The following is a 16,811-nucleotide window of genomic DNA, read 5'->3' on the forward strand; positions in this document are numbered from 1 at the left end:
GTGTCAGTGCGGTCGCGTACGGTGAACATCACCTGGACTCGTTCACGCCCTTCTCATGAACAGGAGACCGAAGGTGCCGGTCCTCCCTGGAGCCGAGCCGTTCCGCCACGAGGGCGGGGAAGCGGGTGTCCTCCTCTGTCACGGCTTCACCGGTTCCCCCCAGTCGCTGCGCCCCTGGGCGGAGTTTCTGGCCGGGCGCGGTCTGACCGTCTCGCTGCCCCTGCTGCCGGGCCACGGCACACGCTGGGAGGACATGCAGCTCACCGGCTGGCAGGACTGGTACGCGGAGGTGGACCGCGAGCTGCGTGCCCTGCGCGAGCGCTGCTCGCAGGTGTTCGTGGCGGGCCTGTCGATGGGCGGCACGCTCGCGCTGCGGCTGGCCGCGAAACACGGGGACACGGTCAGCGGTGTCGTCGTCGTCAACCCGGCGAACCGTATGCACGGGCTGGCCGCGCACGCCCTCCCCGTGGTCCATCACCTCGTCCGGTCGACGAAGGGCATCGCGAGCGACATCGCCAAGGAGGGCAGCACCGAGCTGGGGTACGACCGGGTGCCGCTGCGCGCGGCGCACTCGTTGCGGTCGTTCTTCCGCCTCGTCGACGGTGAGCTGCCGCAGGTCACCCAGCCGCTGCTGGTCCTGCGCAGCGTCCAGGACCATGTGGTGCCGGGGGCAGACTCCGCGCGTGTCCTGAGTCGGGTCTCGTCCACGGACGTACAGGAGTTCGTGCTGGAACAGAGTTACCACGTCGCGACGTTGGACCATGAGGCGGACCGGATCTTCGAGGAGAGCTACTCGTTCATCAGCCGGCTCGCCCCCAGCATCGGCAAGGAAGGGACGGCCGCCCGTGGCTGAGCACGACTCCGATCGCGAGGAGCGCGAGGAGCGCGAGCCCGAGGAGCAGAGCGTCCCGTTCGACGAGGCCGCCGCGTGGGCGGCCATCGTCGCCGGATACGGCGAGGAGCCGCCGGACCCGCCGGGCGTCAAGCCCTTCAAGTCGGTCGAGGACCTGGCGCTGCTGGAGACCGAGACGAACGACGGCGGTCCCCAGGCAGCCGGGGACACCAAACGGACGAAGGAACCGAAGGAAACGAAGGGACCAAAGGAGGCGAAGGAGGCCGGGGCGGCCAGGGAGGCCACAGACTCCCCGGACTCCCCCGACTCCCGTGACGAGAAGCCCGCGAAGCCCCTCGGCGGCTCGGTCGCCTTCGCGCCCGGGGTGGGCCCGCGGGACTACAGCATGCCGGAGCCTGCCGACGAGGACCTCGGCGAGGACGACGAGGGTCACTTCGTACCGCCGGAGCCGCCCCCGCTGCCCGCCGCCGACACCACCGCGAAGTTCGCCTGGCTGGGCGTGCTCGGTGGGCCGGTCCTGCTCCTGCTGGCGGTCCTGCTCGGCTGGGAGATGACCTGGTGGCTGACCACGGTCGGCATCGGCGGTTTCCTGGGCGGCTTCGCCACGCTGGTCCTGCGGATGCGCACGGGCGAAGAGGACGACGACGACCCCGGGCGGGGAGCCGTCGTCTAGACCCCGGGCCGGGAACCGTCGTCCGGATCTCGGCCGAAGGAACTCCGCCAGGCCTCAGTTCGCTGGAATTCTGAGGGCGGCCAGGACCGGAAGGTGGTCCGTGGCCGCCCTCAGGTCGGTCTCCGTCACCCCGGGGTGGCCGAGCGGGACCCCGCAGCCCAGCACCTCGATGCCCTTCGTCGCGAAGATCGCGTCGATGCGGCGGTGCGGGTCGGTGCGGATCCAGGTGTGCTCGCTGCCCCAGGGGGCGGTCGCCCAGCAGTCCTGGAGACTCTCGGCGAGACGGGCGAAGGTGCGACCGCCGGGGCGTTCGTTGAGGTCGCCGCCCGCGATCGCGTGCTCCGCGCCCATTCCGGCGAGCCGGTCCAGGAGCATCCCGCCCTGCGCGTACCGCTCTTCCTTCTCGAGTGAGAGGTGGCAGCTCAGCACGCCGAGGCGGGCGCCGCCGAACCGTACGACCGCGGTCGCGAAGCCGCGCCGGTGCCGGCCCGGGGTGAGGGGGAGCAGGACGTCCTCGGTGCGTTCGACGGTGGCCCGGAGCGTACAGAGGATCGCCGGGCCCGCGGCCGTGCCGCCACCGGAGAGGATCACCTGACCGGACGCCGTCGCGAGGCGGGCCAGCTTCTTGCGCCAGCGGAAGAAGCGGGGCGCTTCCTGGACGAGGACCAGGTCGGGTGCGCAGGCGCTGATGACGCGGGCGAGGGCGGTGGTGTCGTCGCGCATCGAGCGGATGTTGTAGCCGAGGACACGGATGACGGCGGAACCATCGGGTTCGGTACGGGAGTTGGGGAGCAGGGGTGGCGTCACCATGCCGTCACGATACGTGGTGAGCGTGGGTGGAGGGGGCAGCGACAGGTCGTACGTCGGCTGCGGGGTTCGTGAGGGCTGTCGCGCTCACGCGGCGGAGCCGCACAGGGACACAGCCCCGCGCCCTGGAAGGACGCGGGAACTGCCGTACCTCCGAAAGGTGCCCTACATGATCGGGTCGGGCTCCCGGGCCAGGTCGGCCGCGCCCACCAGTCCCGCCTTGTTGCCCAGCTGGGCGGCGATGACGTCCGCCACCGGACGCCAGTTGCCGCCCACCAGCCAGCGCTTGTACGACTTGCGGATCGGGTCGAGGACCAGTTCGCCCTCGTCCGAGAGGCCGCCGCCGACGATGAAGGCGGAGGGGTCGAACAGGGAGGCGAGGTCGGCGAGGCCGGCGCCGGCCCAACGGGCCAGCTCCCGGTAGGAGTCGACGGCGACCGGATCGCCCTGACGGGCGGCCATGGAGATGTGCTTGCCCTCGATGCCTTCGGGGGTGCCGTCGCCGAGGCCGAGCAGGATGTCCGCGTTCTCGGGGGTGGCGTTGGCGCGCTGCTTGGCGTATCTCACGAGGGCGCGCCCGGAGGCGTACTGCTCCCAGCAGCCCTGCGAGCCGCAGCCGCACAGCAGCCCGTCCGGCACCATGCGGATGTGGCCGAACTCGGCGGCCACGCCGAAGTGGCCGCGGCGCAGCTTGTTGCCGATGATGATGCCGCCGCCGAGGCCGGTGCCGAGGGTGATGCAGATGACGTTGCGGTGGCCCTTGCCGCCGCCGAACTTGTACTCGCCCCAGGCGGCCGCGTTGGCGTCGTTCTCCACGACGACCGGAAGGCCCACGCGGGCCTCGACCTTCTCCTTCAGCGGCTCCTGGCGCCAGTCGATGTTCGGCGCGAAGTAGACCGTCGAGCGCTGACGGTTGACGTAGCCGGCGGCACCGATGCCCACGCCGACGATCTCGTGCCCGACCCGCGCCCCGTCCACCGCCGAGGCTATGGCGTCCACGATGCCCTCGGCCGTGCCCGGGGTCGGCACCTTGTGGGTCGAGAGGATGTTGCCTTCCTCATCGACCACGCCGGCCGCGATCTTCGTGCCGCCGATGTCGACGCCGATGGTGAGTCCCATGAATCCCTCAGTTTCGGTCGAGCCCCGCTATGGCCAACCGTACCCGAGGCCCTGTCGTCGGGTCCCCGTCGTCCGCCCGGTGGGCAGGCCCTCACTGGGCAGGCGGGAAGCCGGCGACAGGCGGTCCGAGGGCTCAGTCCAGGTCGATGCGTTCGCCCGGGCCGGGCTCGTCGCCCTTGCCGTCGCGGGGCTCGTCCAGGTCGCGTGGGTCGTTGTCCCGGGCAGTCCAGCGTCGCTCCTGGGCCTGGACGGCCGACCGGTACGCCGCTAGCAGCTCGTTCCCCGCGGCGGCGAGATGATCGAAGATGTCCGGGTTGCGCTCGATCACGGGTTCCACGGCGGACTTGGCCTGCTGGACGACCTGCTTCACGACCTGCTGGGCGGCCGGACCGGCGACGGCACCGAGCAGGGGGGACTGGAAGCCGGACAGCTTGTCCGCGACCGTGTCGACGAGCTTGCGCAACTCCTCGGCGGCCGAGCCCGGCGGCGGACCGTACTGGGTGCGTCGGCGGGCCTTCTCCGCCGCGAGGTCCTCGGCGCACGCCGTCGCCCAGGCGTCGGCGTCGGTCGCCCGCACCTCGTCGACGGTCTCGCGCCCGCCCTCCTCGGACTGGGGGAGCTCTTCGCTCATGACGGACTCCTGACTACGGTTCGTCTCTACGACGTTACCCGAACGGGCGTATCCGGTTCACCGGGTCCGCGGCCAGAGTTCCGGGTCCGGCGCGAACCGGATGCGCAGCTCGCCCTCGCGCAGGGCGGCGCCTGCGACGGTGCAGCGGCGCAGGGCGGACGGCAGCGGGACGATCCGGCGGCACCGGCCCGCGCTGACGACGAGTTCGTCGCCGCGCCGGATCAGGTCCAGCTCGTCGCGTATGGCGCCGGGCAGCGGGATGTGCCAGACCAGCACCCCGTCCTCGGCGAGCCGGTCGGCCACGGGCCACTCGACGGTGGAGGTCGTGTCGTTGACCCCGGGGACGGCGAGCGCGTCGAGGTCGTCGGTGCCCCGGGGGTCGTGGCCGAGATGGGCGACGGTCCGGACGTCGTACGCCGCCCGCCACTCGTCCAGGGTCTTGCGCTGCTGCGCGATCAGATGGGCGGACCAGGTGTCCTGCGCGGCCTCGGGCAGGACCCGGCTCGCGACCAGGACGTCGGGCCGCAGGCCGCGCAGGGCGAGGGCGAGTCCCGCGCCGCGGACGGCGTCGGCGCCGGCCGGGCCGGGTTCGGCTGCCAGCCGTACGACGGTGTCGCGGTCGGCGAGGACCGCCTCGACGGCCGCCAGCTCGACGTCCCAGCGGGCAGCCGTCTCGTACAGCCACTCCGAGGGCATGGGCACGCCGGCCAGCCGGCCGAGGACGGGGCGCAGGGCGCGGGCCGCCTGTCGCTCGCTCGGCAGCAGGCGGCGCAGGTAGCGGCGCAGCTCCTCGGGCAGCGCGAGGAGGGCGAGCGCCTGCGGGATGGGCGGGAGGTCGACGACCACCAGGTCGTGGGCCTCGCTGAGGACGGCGTCCCGCAGGGCGCGCAGCAAGGAGAGTTCCTCGGCACCGGGGAGGGGGGTGACCTCCTCGGGGTCCAGGGGGGAGGCGCCGAGCAGGTCGAGGGCGGAGGCGGCGCGGTCCTGGAACGCGGTCAGATCGTCCCGGAAGCGTTCGACCGCGTCCGGACGCCAGGCCGTGAGGTTCGGCGCGACCTGCCGGGGGGCCGGGCCCGTCGCCGTGCCGAGTGCCGCGCCGAGGGTGTCGGTGCGGTCGGCACCGAGGAGGATGGTGCGGGTGCCCTCGCGGGCGGCGGCGAGGGCGGTGGCGGCGGCGACGGTGGTACGACCGCTGCCGCCGGGGCCCGTGATCAGGATGGTGCGCATGGGGGTGACCGTAACCGAGGCGGGGGCGCGGCCGCGTCGGGCCGGTGCCCCGCTGCCGATCAGGCCTCCTTCGACTCCACCCGCTTCTTCAGCCCCGCCAGCGCCCGGTCGATGATGACCTTCTCCGCCTTGCGCTTGATCATGCCGAGCATGGGGATCTTGACGTCGACGGTGAGCCGGTAGGTGACCTCCGTCGCCCCCGCGCCCGCCGGCTTCAGGAGGTAGGAGCCGTCGAGGGACCGCAGCATCTGGGACTTGACGAGGGTCCAGGAGACCTCGTGGTCGCCCGTCCAGGTGTAGCCCAGGGTCTGGTCGTCCTTGATGGCACCGGCGTCCATGACGAGACGGACGTGCTCGGCGCGGCCCTGCGCGTCCGTCTTGAGGACCTCCGCCTCCTTCACCTCTCCGGTCCAGTCCGGGTAGCGGGCGAAGTCGGCGATCACCGCCATGACGTCGGCCGGTGGCGCCTCGATCGTGATGCTCGAGCTGGTGTGTTCCGCCATCGCCGTGGCTCCTCCAGATACGGGCCGGTACTGAGGTCGTCGTGCGCACGTGTGTGCAGCGTGAAGGCTACCGCGCAGCCGACCAGCCGCCTTCACCCCCGTCCGCCCCGGTCACCGGGAAACGCTCACCACTCCAGCGCCCACGGCTGTCCGCTGCCCGCGAAGTGCCCCACGTTCACGCATTCGGTCGCTCCGATCCGCATCCGCCGGGCCAGCGGCTGGTGGACATGGCCGAAGAGCGCGTACCGGGGCCGGGTGCGGCGGATCGCGTCCAGCAGCGCCCGGCTCCCCCGCTCGAAACGGCGCGCGACCGTGTCGTAGACCAGCTCGGGCACCTCCGGCGGGATGTGCGTGCACAGCACGTCCACCTCGCCCACCGCCTCGATCTTCGCCGCGTATTCCTCGTCGCTGATCTCGTACGGCGTCCGCATCGGCGTCCGCAGTCCCCCGCCCACGAAGCCGAAGACCCAGCCCCCGATCTCCACCCGCTCCCCGTCCAGCACCGTCGTGCCGGGCCCGGCGTACTGCGGCCAGAGAGTAGGCATGTCGACATTGCCGTAGGTGGCGTACGTCGGTGTCGGGAACGCGGCGAACAACTCGGCGTACTGCTTGCGCACCGCTTGCTCGATCACGTCCGCCCGGTCCCCGGCGACCCCCGCCCACAGCCGGCCCCCGAGCTCGCGCGCCTCCTCGAAGCGGCGGGCGGTGCGCAGTTCGACGAGGCGGTGGGCGTTCTCGGCGCCGAAGAGGTCGGGGAAGATCCCGCGCGAGTGGTCGGCGTAGTCGAGGAAGAGGACGAGATCACCCAGACAGATCAGCGCGTCCGCACCTTCGCCGGCGCGGGCCAGGTCACGGGCGTTGCCGTGCACGTCGCTGACCACATGGACGCGCGTCCTGTCGTTACCGGGCGGTGTGGGTGCCATGACGATCAAGGGTAAGGGTGTGCGGCAAACGTGAACAGTGGCGGCGGGCCTTGCGGTTACTGGCCAGTCAGTTAGTGCGTCGACTACTGTGCGCGAAGAAAGACAACGAAGAAACACCACGAAGAAACACCAATCCGTGTGACGCGACGAACATCTCGCCGGGCCCCCTGTCAAAGAAGCCATACCGGCGGGTAACGTCCGGGCAGTCCAGTCGTGCTCAGGATTTCAACCACCGAGCCCCCCACGGCCCGTGGTGAGGCCCTTGAGCACCTGCCCGAGCCTTGGACCCACACCGTCGCAGCACACAACGTCGTGGCGCCGGCGCCCTATGAGGAGCAGCAGTCTTGCGCGAGTTCAGCCTTCCGGCTTTGTACGAGGTCCCTTCGGACGGCAATCTCACCGACATCGTCCGGAGAAACGCCGCGCAGCACCCGGACGTCGCCGTCATCGCCCGCAAGGTGGGCGGCACGTGGCAGGACGTGACGGCCACCGTGTTCCTCACCGAGGTGCACACGGCCGCGAAGGGGCTCATCGCCTCCGGTGTGCAGCCCGGTGACCGGGTCGGTCTGATGTCCCGCACCCGCTACGAGTGGACGCTGCTGGACTTCGCGATCTGGAGCGCGGGCGCGGTCACCGTGCCGGTGTACGAGACCAGTTCGCCGGAGCAGGTGCAGTGGATCCTCAGTGACTCGGGGGCCACCGCCTGCGTTGTCGAGCAGGGCAGCCACGCGGCCACCGTCGAGTCGGTGCGCGAGAGCCTGCCCGCCCTCAAGCACGTCTGGCAGATCGAGGCCGGCGGCCTGGACGAGCTGGGGCGGCTCGGGCAGGACGTCACCGACGAGGCGGTCGAGGAGCGCTGCTCGCTCGCCAAGGCCGACGACCCGGCGACCATCGTCTACACCTCGGGCACCACCGGGCGCCCCAAGGGCTGTGTGCTCACCCACCGCAGCTTCTTCGCGGAGTGCGGCAACATCGTGGAGCGGCTGCGGCCGCTGTTCCGCACCAGCGACTGCTCCGTCCTGCTCTTCCTGCCGCTCGCGCACGTCTTCGGCCGGCTCGTGCAGATCGCGCCCATGATGGCGCCGATCAAGCTGGGCATGGTCCCGGACATCAAGGAGCTCACGGACGAACTGGCCGCCTTCCGGCCGACGCTGATCCTGGGTGTGCCGCGCGTCTTCGAGAAGGTGTACAACTCGGCGCGCGCCAAGGCGCAGGCGGACGGCAAGGGCAAGATCTTCGACAAGGCCGCGGACACCGCGATCGCGTACAGCAAGGCACTGGACACGGCGTCGGGCCCGTCCCTCGGGCTGAAGATCAAGCACCGGACGTTCGACAAACTCGTCTACAGCAAGCTGCGCGCGGTCCTCGGCGGCAAGGGCGAGTACGCCATCTCGGGCGGCGCCCCACTGGGCGAGCGCCTGGGACACTTCTTCCGCGGCATCGGCTTCACGGTCCTGGAGGGCTACGGCCTGACCGAGTCCTGTGCCGCCACCGCCTTCAACCCGTGGGACCGCCAGAAGATCGGCACGGTCGGCCAGCCGCTGCCCGGCTCGGTGGTGCGGATCGCGGACGACGGCGAGGTGCTGCTGCACGGCGAGCACCTGTTCAAGGGGTACTGGAACAACGAGGCCGCGACCGCGGAGGCGTTGGCCGACGGCTGGTTCCACACCGGTGACATCGGCACCCTCGACGAGGACGGCTACCTGAAGATCACCGGCCGCAAGAAGGAGATCATCGTCACGGCGGGGGGCAAGAACGTGGCCCCGGCCGTGATCGAGGACCGGATCCGCGCGCACGCGCTGGTGGCGGAGTGCATGGTGGTCGGCGACGGACGGCCCTTCGTGGGCGCGCTGATCACCATCGACGACGAGTTCCTGGGCCGTTGGGCCGCCGAGCACGGCAAGCCGGCCGACTCCACCGCGGCGTCGCTGCTGGCCGACGCGGACCTGAACGCGGCGATCCAGGCCGCGATCGACGACGGCAACGCCGCGGTGTCGAAGGCGGAATCGGTGCGGAAGTTCCGCATTCTCTCCTCCCAGTTCACGGAGGACTCGGGCCACCTCACGCCGTCCCTGAAGCTCAAGCGCAACGTGGTGGCGAAGGACTACGCAGCCGAGATCGAGGCCATCTACCAGAAGTAGCCCGGCCCGGCCCCACGACGGCTCATGGCGCGGTGTCCTCCACCAGGACCCGCGCCATCGTCCGTTCGGCGAGCGCGGTGATCGTCACGAACGGGTTCACCCCGATCGAGCCGGGCACGAGCGAGCCGTCGGTGACGTACAGCTTCGAATACCCCTTCACCCGGCCGTAGTTGTCGGTCGCCTTCCCCAGCACACAGCCGCCGAGCGGGTGGTACGTGAAGTCGTCGGCGAAGATCTTGTTGGAGGACCCGAACAGGTCGTACCGGTAGATCGTCGAGTTCGCCGCGTTGATCCGGTCGAACAGCTTCTTCGCCATGCCGACGGAGACCGCGCTCTGGGCGGCGGACCAGCCGAGCCGCACCCCGCCCGTGCCGCTGTCGTACGAGAACGACGCCCGTTGCGGGTTCTTGGTGATCGCCAGATAGAGGCTGACCCAGTGCTCCAGTCCCGCCGGCAGCGGGGCGATCTCGGCGAAGACCGGGTTGGCCGCGTTGGCCCAGTCGTCGATGCCCATCACCGGCATGGTCGACTGGTTGGCGCCGACGGTGTCCCACAGGTGGTTGGCCCGCCCGAGCATCACGTTCCCGTTGGTGCCCCAGCCCGCCCCGACGCTCGCGTCCAGCCTGGGCAGGGTGCCCGTCGCCCTCGCCCGGACGAGGAGTTCACTGGTCCCGACGCTGCCGCCGCCGAGGAAGAGGTACGTGCAGCCGTACTGCTTGGTCTCGACGACCGCGCCGGTGTCGTCGATGCGGTCGGCGGTGAGGACGTACGTTCCGTCGCTCGCCCGGCTGATCGCGCGCACCTTCTCCATGGTGTGGATGGTGACGTTGCCCGTGCCCAGCGCCTGCGCCAGATACGTCTTGTCGAGGCTGCGTTTGCCGTGGTTGTTGCCGTAGATGACCTCCCCTCCGAGGGCCGACTTCGTCGCCGTGCCGGCCGCCTCGCGCTGCATGTAGCCGAAGTCGTAGACGCTGGGGACGAAGGTGGTCTTCAGCCCGGTGTTCGCCGCGTGCTTCCGGGAGACGCGGGAGAACTGGTACCACTCGGTCGACTCGAACCAGGCGGGGTCGACGTTGTTGACGCCGAGCATGGCGCGGGCGCGCGGGAAGTACGTGGAGTACATCTCCGTCGCGTCGACGGTGGGGAACTGCTCGGTGAAGTAGGACTGGAGCGGGGTGACCGCCATGGAGCCGTTGACCAGGGAGCCGCCGCCGACCCCACGGCCCACGAAGACGGACATGTTGTCGAAGTGCACGCGGTCCAGGACGCCGGGGTAGCGGCTGATGTCCCGGTTGACGACGTCCAGCCACAGGAAGGAGGCCAGCGGCGCCTCGGTGCGGGTGCGGAACCACATGGACCGCTGGTCCGGGGCGGTGGTGGAGCAGAAGATCTTGCCGTCGGGACCCGGGTTGTTCCAGAGCCGGCCCATCTCGATCACGAGGGTGCGGATGCCGGCCTGGCCGAGTCGGAGGGCGGCGACGGCTGCGCCGTAGCCGGAGCCGACGACGATCGCGGGGGCGGTTTCCACCGCGTCGGGTTCGGCCGCCCGGGCCGACTCGAGGCCGACACGGGTGAAGCCGAGGGTGGCGGCGGTCTGCAGGGCGACCATGCCCAATATGTGACGTCGAGTCAGCTGACGTTGCATCAGTTTTGCTGTCATGTGCGCAGCATGTGCGGATTATCGCGTTCCGCCTAGTACCGCGGCAGGATTGGATCGGACCTTTGAAGGGCTCTTTGCGGAGTCCCTCACAGCAGAGCCCTCAGCTTCTCGGCGAGCAGGTCCCAGCGCCACTTCTCCTCGACCCAGGCGCGCCCCCGGTCCCCCATCCGCCGGCGCAGTTCGGCGTCCCCGAGGAGCACGACGATCCGCTCGGCGGTCTCCTCCACGGAGCCGCCGCGCACCACCCAGCCGCTCTCGCCGTCGAGGACCGCGTCGGGAGCGCCGCCGGAATCACCGGCGACGACGGGCAGCCCGGTCGCCGAGGCCTCCAGGTACACGATCCCGAGCCCCTCGACGTCGAGCCCGCCCCGCCGGGTCCGGCACGGCATCGCGAACACGTCCCCGGCGCCGTAGTGCGCGGGCAGTTCGGCCCAGGGCACGGAACCGGTGAAGCGGACGGAGCCGGCGACCCCGGTCCCCCGCGCCAGCCGGCGCAGATCCTTCTCGTAGGGTCCGCCGCCGACGATCAGCAGCACGGCGTCCGGCTCGGCGGCCAGGATCCGGGGCATGGCGAGGATCAGCGTGTCCTGCCCCTTGCGCGGGACCAGCCGGGAGACGCACACCACCACGGGCCGGTCGGTCAGCCCGAGCCGGGCTCGGACCTCGTCCCCGCCGGAGCCCGGGTGGAAGGTCTTCTCGTCTACCCCCGGCGGCAGCTGCGTCATCCGCCCGGCAGCGTCCGGCGTCAGCGCGGTCGCGATCCGCGAGCGGGTGTACTCGCCGAGGTAGGTGACGGTGTCCGTGGATTCGCCGATCCGGCGCAGCAGCTGCCGGGCGGCGGGCAGCTGCGCCCACCCGGCCTCGTGCCCGTGGGTGGTGGCCACCAGCCGCTCGGCGCCCGCCTTCCGCAGCGCCGGCGCCATCAGCCCGAGCGGCGCCGCCGCCCCGAACCACACCGACGTGCACCCGTGTTCGCGCAGCAGCCCGACGGCCCGCCGGGTCGCCCCGGGCGTCGGCAGCAGCATCGTGGTGGCGTTTCGTACGACGGTGAAGGGCTGCTCCGCGTCGAACGCGGCCGTCGCCTCGGCCCCCTCCCGGCCGCGCTTCCAGGTGGAGGCGTACACGACCAGCCGCTCGGGGTCGAGCCGCAGCGCCATGTTGTGCAGGAACGCCTGGATCCCGCCGGGCCGGGGCGGGAAGTCGTTCGTGACGACGAGAGTCTTGTGCATCGCGGCCGACCCTACCGAACCGGCCGCTCCCAGCCGCCCGTGGCCGTGCCTGTGGCACGCTCACAGCAGGGCGGGACATCATGTTCCCCTCAAGACAGGAAATCGAACGGCAGGGGATCACGTGGAGACGACGGGCGCGCGGCGGTCACTGACCTGCCTGCTGCTGACCTGGGGCGTGACCAGGCTGCTGCTGTTGCTCTTCGTGTTCAAGGTGTACGTCTTCCCCGGCCCGGACGTCACCAGCGACGTGTCGGTCATCTACCAGGACTGGTACGACGTCCTGCGCACCGGCACCTTCCCGCTGGACGACGTCACCTGGCAGTACCCGCCCGCCGCCGCCCTCGCGATCCTCTCCCCCGCGCTGCTGCCCGGCCTCGACTACGCCTCGGCGTTCTTCGTCCTCGCCTTCCTCGCCGACCTGGTCGTGCTGGCCCTGCTGGTGTACGCGGGCCTGCGTCCGGGCAAGCGGCTGCGCGGCGCCTGGGTGTGGGTGGCGGGCGTCCCCCTGCTCGGCCCGACCGGCTACGCGCGCTACGACGTGATGGTCACCGCGGTCGCGGTCGCCGCCCTGCTCGCCGGGTCCCGGCACCCTCGTCTGATGGGGGCCCTCGCGGGATTCGGGGCGATGCTGAAGGTGTGGCCGGCGCTGCTGCTCCTGGGCACCCGCGGACGCGGCATCTGGGCCGCGGCGGCGGTGACCGTGTCCGGGCTGGCCGCGCTGTTCGCCGTCACGATGCCGGGCGCCTTCGACTTCCTGACCTTCCAGCGCGACCGGGGTACCGAGGTGGAGTCGCTCGGCTCCCTCGTCTTCCATGTGGCCCGGCACCACGGCTGGGGCGGCGAGGTGCTGCTGAACTACGGCTCGGTCGAATTCCTCGGCCCGTGGGTGACCGTCGTGAGTACGGTCGCGCTCGGGCTGACCGGCATGGCCTTCGGCTGGCTGCTGCTGTGGCGGCTGCTGGCGACCCGGTTCGAGGCGCACACGACGGCCGACGCGGCGTTCGTGGCGGTGCTGATGTTCACCACCACCAGCCGGGTGATCAGTCCGCAGTACCTGGTGTGGCTGGTGGGCCTGGCGGCGGTCTGCCTGAGCTTCCGGGCGAGCCGGATGGTCGTGCCGGCGGCCCTGGTACTGGCGGCGTGCTTCGTGACCGTGCTGGAGTTCCCTCTCTGGTTCGCGCACGTCGTGGCGAGCGACCCGCTCGGCGTCGCCCTCCTCGCCGTACGCAACGGCCTGCTGGTGCTCGCCACCCTCGCCGCCGCCCGCGTCCTGTGGCGCGCGACGGTACCGAAGCCGACGACAGCCCTGGCCCCCGATCAGGCCGCCCCGGCCAAGGAGGCGTCCGCCTCCTCCTGAGCCGACCGGCCCGGACCGGACCGGCCTCAGCCCAACTCCGCCCGCAGATAGTCCCGCCACCGCACGGTGAACTCCTCCGGTGTCGTGTCGAGCACCCTGCGCATCGCGTCCTCGACCGCGCCCGCCCGCGTCTGACGCGTGCCCACGGCCCGGTAGAACTCGCCGAGCCGCGCCTCACCCCATTGGTCGGCGATCATCCGGCAGGCCATCCAGCCGCCCTCGTAGGCCTGCGCCAGACCGGTCGCGGCCCCGCTGAAGCCGAAGTCCCGGTCGGAGGGCAGGGCGTTCGGCACCTCGCCCCCGCTCACGGACTCCGACAGCTCCGGCGCGGCCTGCGCGGGCGTACGCCCGCTGTCGCGATAGCCGACCCAGTCCGCGTACCCCTCGGACAGCCACAACGGCGTCGCGGGCGTGGTGTCGGCGCGGGTGGCGACATGGGTGGTCTCGTGGGTGAGCACGACCTGCTTGCCGAGGGCGCCGAGCACGCCGTACGCCTCGGGGTTGACGATGATCCGGTCCGCGGGCGCCCGCGCCGGGGCGCCGGTCTCGCCGGTGGTGACGGCCGCGATCCCGCGGTACCCGGAGGCGGGCGAGCCGAGCAGGCCCGCCATGCCCGCCAGCGACTTCGGCACCAGGACCACGACGTGCCGGGACCAGTGCGTGCCCCACGCGTCCGACACGGCGGGCACCGCGTGGTCCGCCAGGTCCGCGTAGGAGTGCAACGCCTCACTGCTCTGCCCGACCCCCAGGACCAGGCTGTGCTCTCCGCGTACGGCGATCACCTCGCCCTGCTCCCACAGCTGCTGGGAGGCCTTCCGGGCGGGCCGCTCGGCGTCCACGTACCACTGTCCGCCCGCGTCCAGGGACAGGTCCAGGACGCGGGCGACGGTGACCGGGGCCCGGTCGTAGCCCTGGACGCGATAGCTGAGTTCGGCGGTGGCGGTGGCCGTGTCGGCGGTACGGTGCAGGGCGGTGACGCGGTAGGACCAGGCGGCGAGCGGGACCGCGCCGAGGTTCCCGAACCAGCTCAGCGCGCCGGTCCGCACGAACGCCGCCCGGTCCCGGTCGAGCACCGCGGTCGCCCGCCTGTCGAGGACCCGCTGCACCTCGGCCTTCGCGCTGTCGGTGGCGGGCCCGCCGCCACAGCCCACCAGGGCCAGCAGCAGCGCCAGGCACAACGCCACGACTCCACGTCCCGACGCCCGCCCTCGACCTGCCACGCTCCGATCGTACGGGGGCGTGGGCGCGCGGTCAGACCCGTGTGACGGTCGCGCCCGGAATCATGTCCACCGGGTCGTAGCGCACGGGGGCCCCGGGGTAGGGCGCGTGGATCACCTGACCGTCGCCCATGTACATCGCGACATGGCTGGCGTCGTTGCGGTAGGTGACCAGGTCACCGGGCTGGGCCTGGGACAGCGGGACCTGACGGCCCGCGAAACGCTGGGCCTGCGAGGTGCGCGGCAGGGAGACGCCGGCCTGCGCGTACGACCACTGCATCAGGCCCGAACAGTCGAAGCCGGAGGGCCCGTTGGCACCCCAGACGTACGGCTTGCCGAGCGCGGAGCGGGCCGCGGCGAGGGCGGCCTCGGCCCGGGACGAGGCCGGGGCGGCGCTCCCGAGGTCGGGCAGGTCGGCGCGGGCCGAGCGCCCGGAGCGGGAAACCCGGTCGTAGGCGGCACGCTCGTCGGACGGCAGGGAGCCGAGCAACTGCCGGGCCCTCGCGAGCTTCTTCTCGACGGTCCGCTTGTGGGAGGCGACGGCCTTGCGGCTCTTGTCCAGCTCGCCGAGCTTGCGGGTCGCCTCGGAGCGCTCCTGGGCGAGTTCGCGCATCGCCGTCTGGAGGTCCTTGAGCTCCTCGGCCTGGTGGACGCTGATCCGGTCGAGGGCGGAGGCCTTGTCGAGGTAGTCGTCCGGGTCGTCGGAGAACAGCAACGCGAGGGAGGGGTCGAGACCGCCGGAACGGTACTGGGCGCCGGCCAGCGAACCGAGCGTCTCCCGCAGGGAGTTGATGTGCTCCTGCTGCCGGGCGATCCGGTCCTGGGACCCGCCGACCTCCTCGCGGAGCGCGTCGGCGTTCTCGTCGGCCTCGTTGAAGGCCTCGGTGGCCTTCTCGGCCTCCTCGTAGAGGCGGTCCACCTCGGCACGGGTGTCGTCGTGCGGTGCGGCGACGGCCGAGGTGGCCGGGAGGACTCCGAGGGCCGCGGCCGCGGCTGACATGACACAGAGCGCTGCACCGGCGCCCCGGTCGAACCCGGACGGTGCAAGACGGCGATGGGACCCCACGGGAAGCCGCACTCCTTCCGACTGGCGGACAGGGAAACGCGGCAGACAGTAGCCCCGCGCAGGGGGCACCACCAAAGACCTCGGGGGACGAATAAAGCGACGCCCCGCCTCAGACGCAGGTCATGGGCGGGGCGCGGGGTCAGGTCACCTCACCGTGATTCGCCCGTTCGGGCGGCACGGTGTGTTGATCTTCCAGAAGTCCGAGAGGTCCGAGAAGGGCGGACCGGGCAGGACGGTCAGACCCGGACACCGAACATGAACGGGCCGCCGATGGTGCCCATCGACTCGTAGCGGACGACCGTGCCGGTGCGCGGCGCGTGGATGATCTGGCCGTTGCCGGCGTAGAGCCCCACGTGGTGCAGGTCGTTGAAGAAGAAGACGAGGTCGCCGACCTGGAGTTGGCTCTGCGAGTAGATCTTCGTCCCGATGGTCGACTGCGCCTCGGAGGTGCGCGGGATGCCGACGCCGGCCGCCGCGTACGCCCGCGAGGTGAGGCCCGAGCAGTCGTAGGAGCTCATGCCGGTGGCGCCGTAGACGTACGGCTTGCCCAGCTGGCTCTGCGCCCAGGCGTAGGCCGCGCCGGCCCGGCCGGAGGCGGCGGTGCCGGAGCCGAGGACCTCACGCCCGCTGTCGCGGCTGGCGCGTTCCTGCTCCGCCTCGAGCTTGGCCTTCTCCGCGGCCGTCAGCGAGTTGTAGAGCGTGCGCGCCTCGGAGAGCTTCGTCTGGACCTGCTGCTTCTTCTTGCCCAGTTCGGTGCGGGTGGAGGCGAGGTCCTTGAGCTTCTCGGACGCCTCGGAGCGCTCCTGGGCGAGCTCGCGCTGCTTCTCCTGGATCTTCTTCAGCGCCTCGACCTGCTGAGCACTCAGCTGGTCGGCGGTGGACGCCTTGTCCAGGTAGTCGTCCGGGTTCGACGACAGGAAGAGCTGGAGGGAGGGGTCGACGCCGCCCGAGCGGTACTGGGCGGCGGCCGCCAGGCCCATGGAGTCGCGCAGCTCGTTGAGCTCGTCCTGGCCGCGGGCGACGTTGTCCTGGATGGTGGAGATCTCCTTCTGGAGCTTCTCCTGCTTCTCCTTGGCCCCGTTGAACTTCTCGGTGGCCTGCTCGGCCTCCTCGTAGAGCTTGTCGACCTTCGCCTTGACCTCGTCCTTGCTCGGCTTCTCGCTCGGCGCGGCGTTGGCGGCCTGCGAGCTCAGAGCGACGGCAGCGGCTGCTGCTGTGGTCAGCACGGTCACGCGTGCACGGCTCGGTTGTTTGGGTCGACGATGGGACGCCACGGAGGTGAACTCCTTCTTTTGAGTGATCACCCGCTCGGAGGTTCGAGCCCAGACCTTAGTGACCCTCTTGTGATCAGTTCAAATCCTCACGAGAAAAACTTCGTCACACCCTGCATTCTTTGCACTCAATT

Annotated in this window: 15 protein-coding genes; 4 read left to right on the forward strand and 11 right to left on the reverse strand. The window is 71.3% G+C overall.

What is annotated here, in order from left to right:
• The first annotated feature begins 73 nt into the window (after positions 1-73).
• Complete coding sequence (locus tag OHA64_RS12775; protein WP_405623954.1) at positions 74-853, forward strand: alpha/beta hydrolase; 780 nt, start codon at positions 74-76, stop codon at positions 851-853.
• On the forward strand, positions 846-1,526 hold the full coding sequence (locus OHA64_RS12780) for a hypothetical protein (protein ID WP_405612271.1): 681 nt from the start codon (positions 846-848) through the stop codon (positions 1,524-1,526). The genes OHA64_RS12775 and OHA64_RS12780 overlap by 8 nt, the downstream gene beginning before the upstream one ends.
• A 54-nt stretch (positions 1,527-1,580) precedes the next feature.
• Here OHA64_RS12780 and OHA64_RS12785 read toward each other — a convergent pair whose 3' ends face one another.
• The 6 genes from OHA64_RS12785 to OHA64_RS12810 form a co-directional block, all read right to left on the reverse strand.
• The gene (locus OHA64_RS12785; protein WP_405612273.1) at positions 1,581-2,336 is read right to left on the reverse strand and encodes an endonuclease/exonuclease/phosphatase family protein; all 756 of its coding nucleotides are present in this window, start codon (positions 2,334-2,336) and stop codon (positions 1,581-1,583) included.
• A gap of 162 nt (positions 2,337-2,498) precedes the next feature.
• Positions 2,499-3,452 (reverse strand): ROK family glucokinase, encoded by a 954-nt coding sequence (locus OHA64_RS12790; RefSeq protein ID WP_405612275.1) that lies wholly within the window; start codon positions 3,450-3,452, stop codon positions 2,499-2,501.
• Positions 3,453-3,585: 133 nt separating this feature from the next.
• Positions 3,586-4,083, reverse strand: a complete 498-nt coding sequence (locus OHA64_RS12795) for a DUF5304 domain-containing protein (protein WP_405612277.1) — start codon at positions 4,081-4,083, stop codon at positions 3,586-3,588.
• Positions 4,084-4,140: 57 nt separating this feature from the next.
• Positions 4,141-5,310: an ArsA family ATPase gene (locus OHA64_RS12800; protein WP_405612279.1), complete on the reverse strand. Its 1,170-nt coding sequence runs from the start codon at positions 5,308-5,310 to the stop codon at positions 4,141-4,143.
• A gap of 59 nt (positions 5,311-5,369) precedes the next feature.
• On the reverse strand, positions 5,370-5,813 hold the full coding sequence (locus tag OHA64_RS12805) for an SRPBCC family protein (protein ID WP_405612281.1): 444 nt from the start codon (positions 5,811-5,813) through the stop codon (positions 5,370-5,372).
• Between the two features lie 125 nt (positions 5,814-5,938).
• On the reverse strand, positions 5,939-6,694 hold the full coding sequence (locus tag OHA64_RS12810) for a metallophosphoesterase (protein WP_405623955.1): 756 nt from the start codon (positions 6,692-6,694) through the stop codon (positions 5,939-5,941).
• A 386-nt stretch (positions 6,695-7,080) separates the two neighbouring features.
• Between OHA64_RS12810 and OHA64_RS12815 the strand changes: the two genes are divergently transcribed.
• On the forward strand, positions 7,081-8,877 hold the full coding sequence (locus OHA64_RS12815; RefSeq protein ID WP_405612283.1) for an AMP-dependent synthetase/ligase: 1,797 nt from the start codon (positions 7,081-7,083) through the stop codon (positions 8,875-8,877).
• A 22-nt stretch (positions 8,878-8,899) separates the two neighbouring features.
• On the opposite strand, the gene OHA64_RS12820 is transcribed toward OHA64_RS12815, so the two are convergent.
• A complete protein-coding gene (locus OHA64_RS12820) occupies positions 8,900-10,486 on the reverse strand; it encodes a GMC oxidoreductase (protein WP_405612285.1) in 1,587 nt (528 codons plus the stop codon).
• Between the two features lie 137 nt (positions 10,487-10,623).
• On the reverse strand, positions 10,624-11,766 hold the full coding sequence (locus OHA64_RS12825; protein ID WP_405612287.1) for a glycosyltransferase family 4 protein: 1,143 nt from the start codon (positions 11,764-11,766) through the stop codon (positions 10,624-10,626).
• 121 nt (positions 11,767-11,887) lie between these two features.
• Between OHA64_RS12825 and OHA64_RS12830 the strand changes: the two genes are divergently transcribed.
• Entirely contained in the window at positions 11,888-13,123 is a 1,236-nt protein-coding gene (locus OHA64_RS12830; RefSeq protein WP_405612289.1) for a glycosyltransferase 87 family protein, read from the forward strand.
• Positions 13,124-13,149: 26 nt separating this feature from the next.
• Here OHA64_RS12830 and OHA64_RS12835 read toward each other — a convergent pair whose 3' ends face one another.
• The 3 genes from OHA64_RS12835 to OHA64_RS12845 form a co-directional block, all read right to left on the reverse strand.
• The gene (locus OHA64_RS12835) at positions 13,150-14,343 is read right to left on the reverse strand and encodes a hypothetical protein (RefSeq protein WP_405612291.1); all 1,194 of its coding nucleotides are present in this window, start codon (positions 14,341-14,343) and stop codon (positions 13,150-13,152) included.
• Between the two features lie 31 nt (positions 14,344-14,374).
• Positions 14,375-15,406: an NlpC/P60 family protein gene (locus OHA64_RS12840; RefSeq protein WP_405612293.1), complete on the reverse strand. Its 1,032-nt coding sequence runs from the start codon at positions 15,404-15,406 to the stop codon at positions 14,375-14,377.
• A 236-nt stretch (positions 15,407-15,642) separates the two neighbouring features.
• Complete coding sequence (locus OHA64_RS12845; RefSeq protein WP_405612295.1) at positions 15,643-16,680, reverse strand: NlpC/P60 family protein; 1,038 nt, start codon at positions 16,678-16,680, stop codon at positions 15,643-15,645.
• Positions 16,681-16,811 lie beyond the last annotated feature (131 nt).

It is taken from the genome of Streptomyces sp. NBC_00076 (assembly GCF_045041235.1).
In the GTDB taxonomy this organism is placed as follows: Bacteria; Actinomycetota; Actinomycetes; order Streptomycetales; family Streptomycetaceae; genus Streptomyces.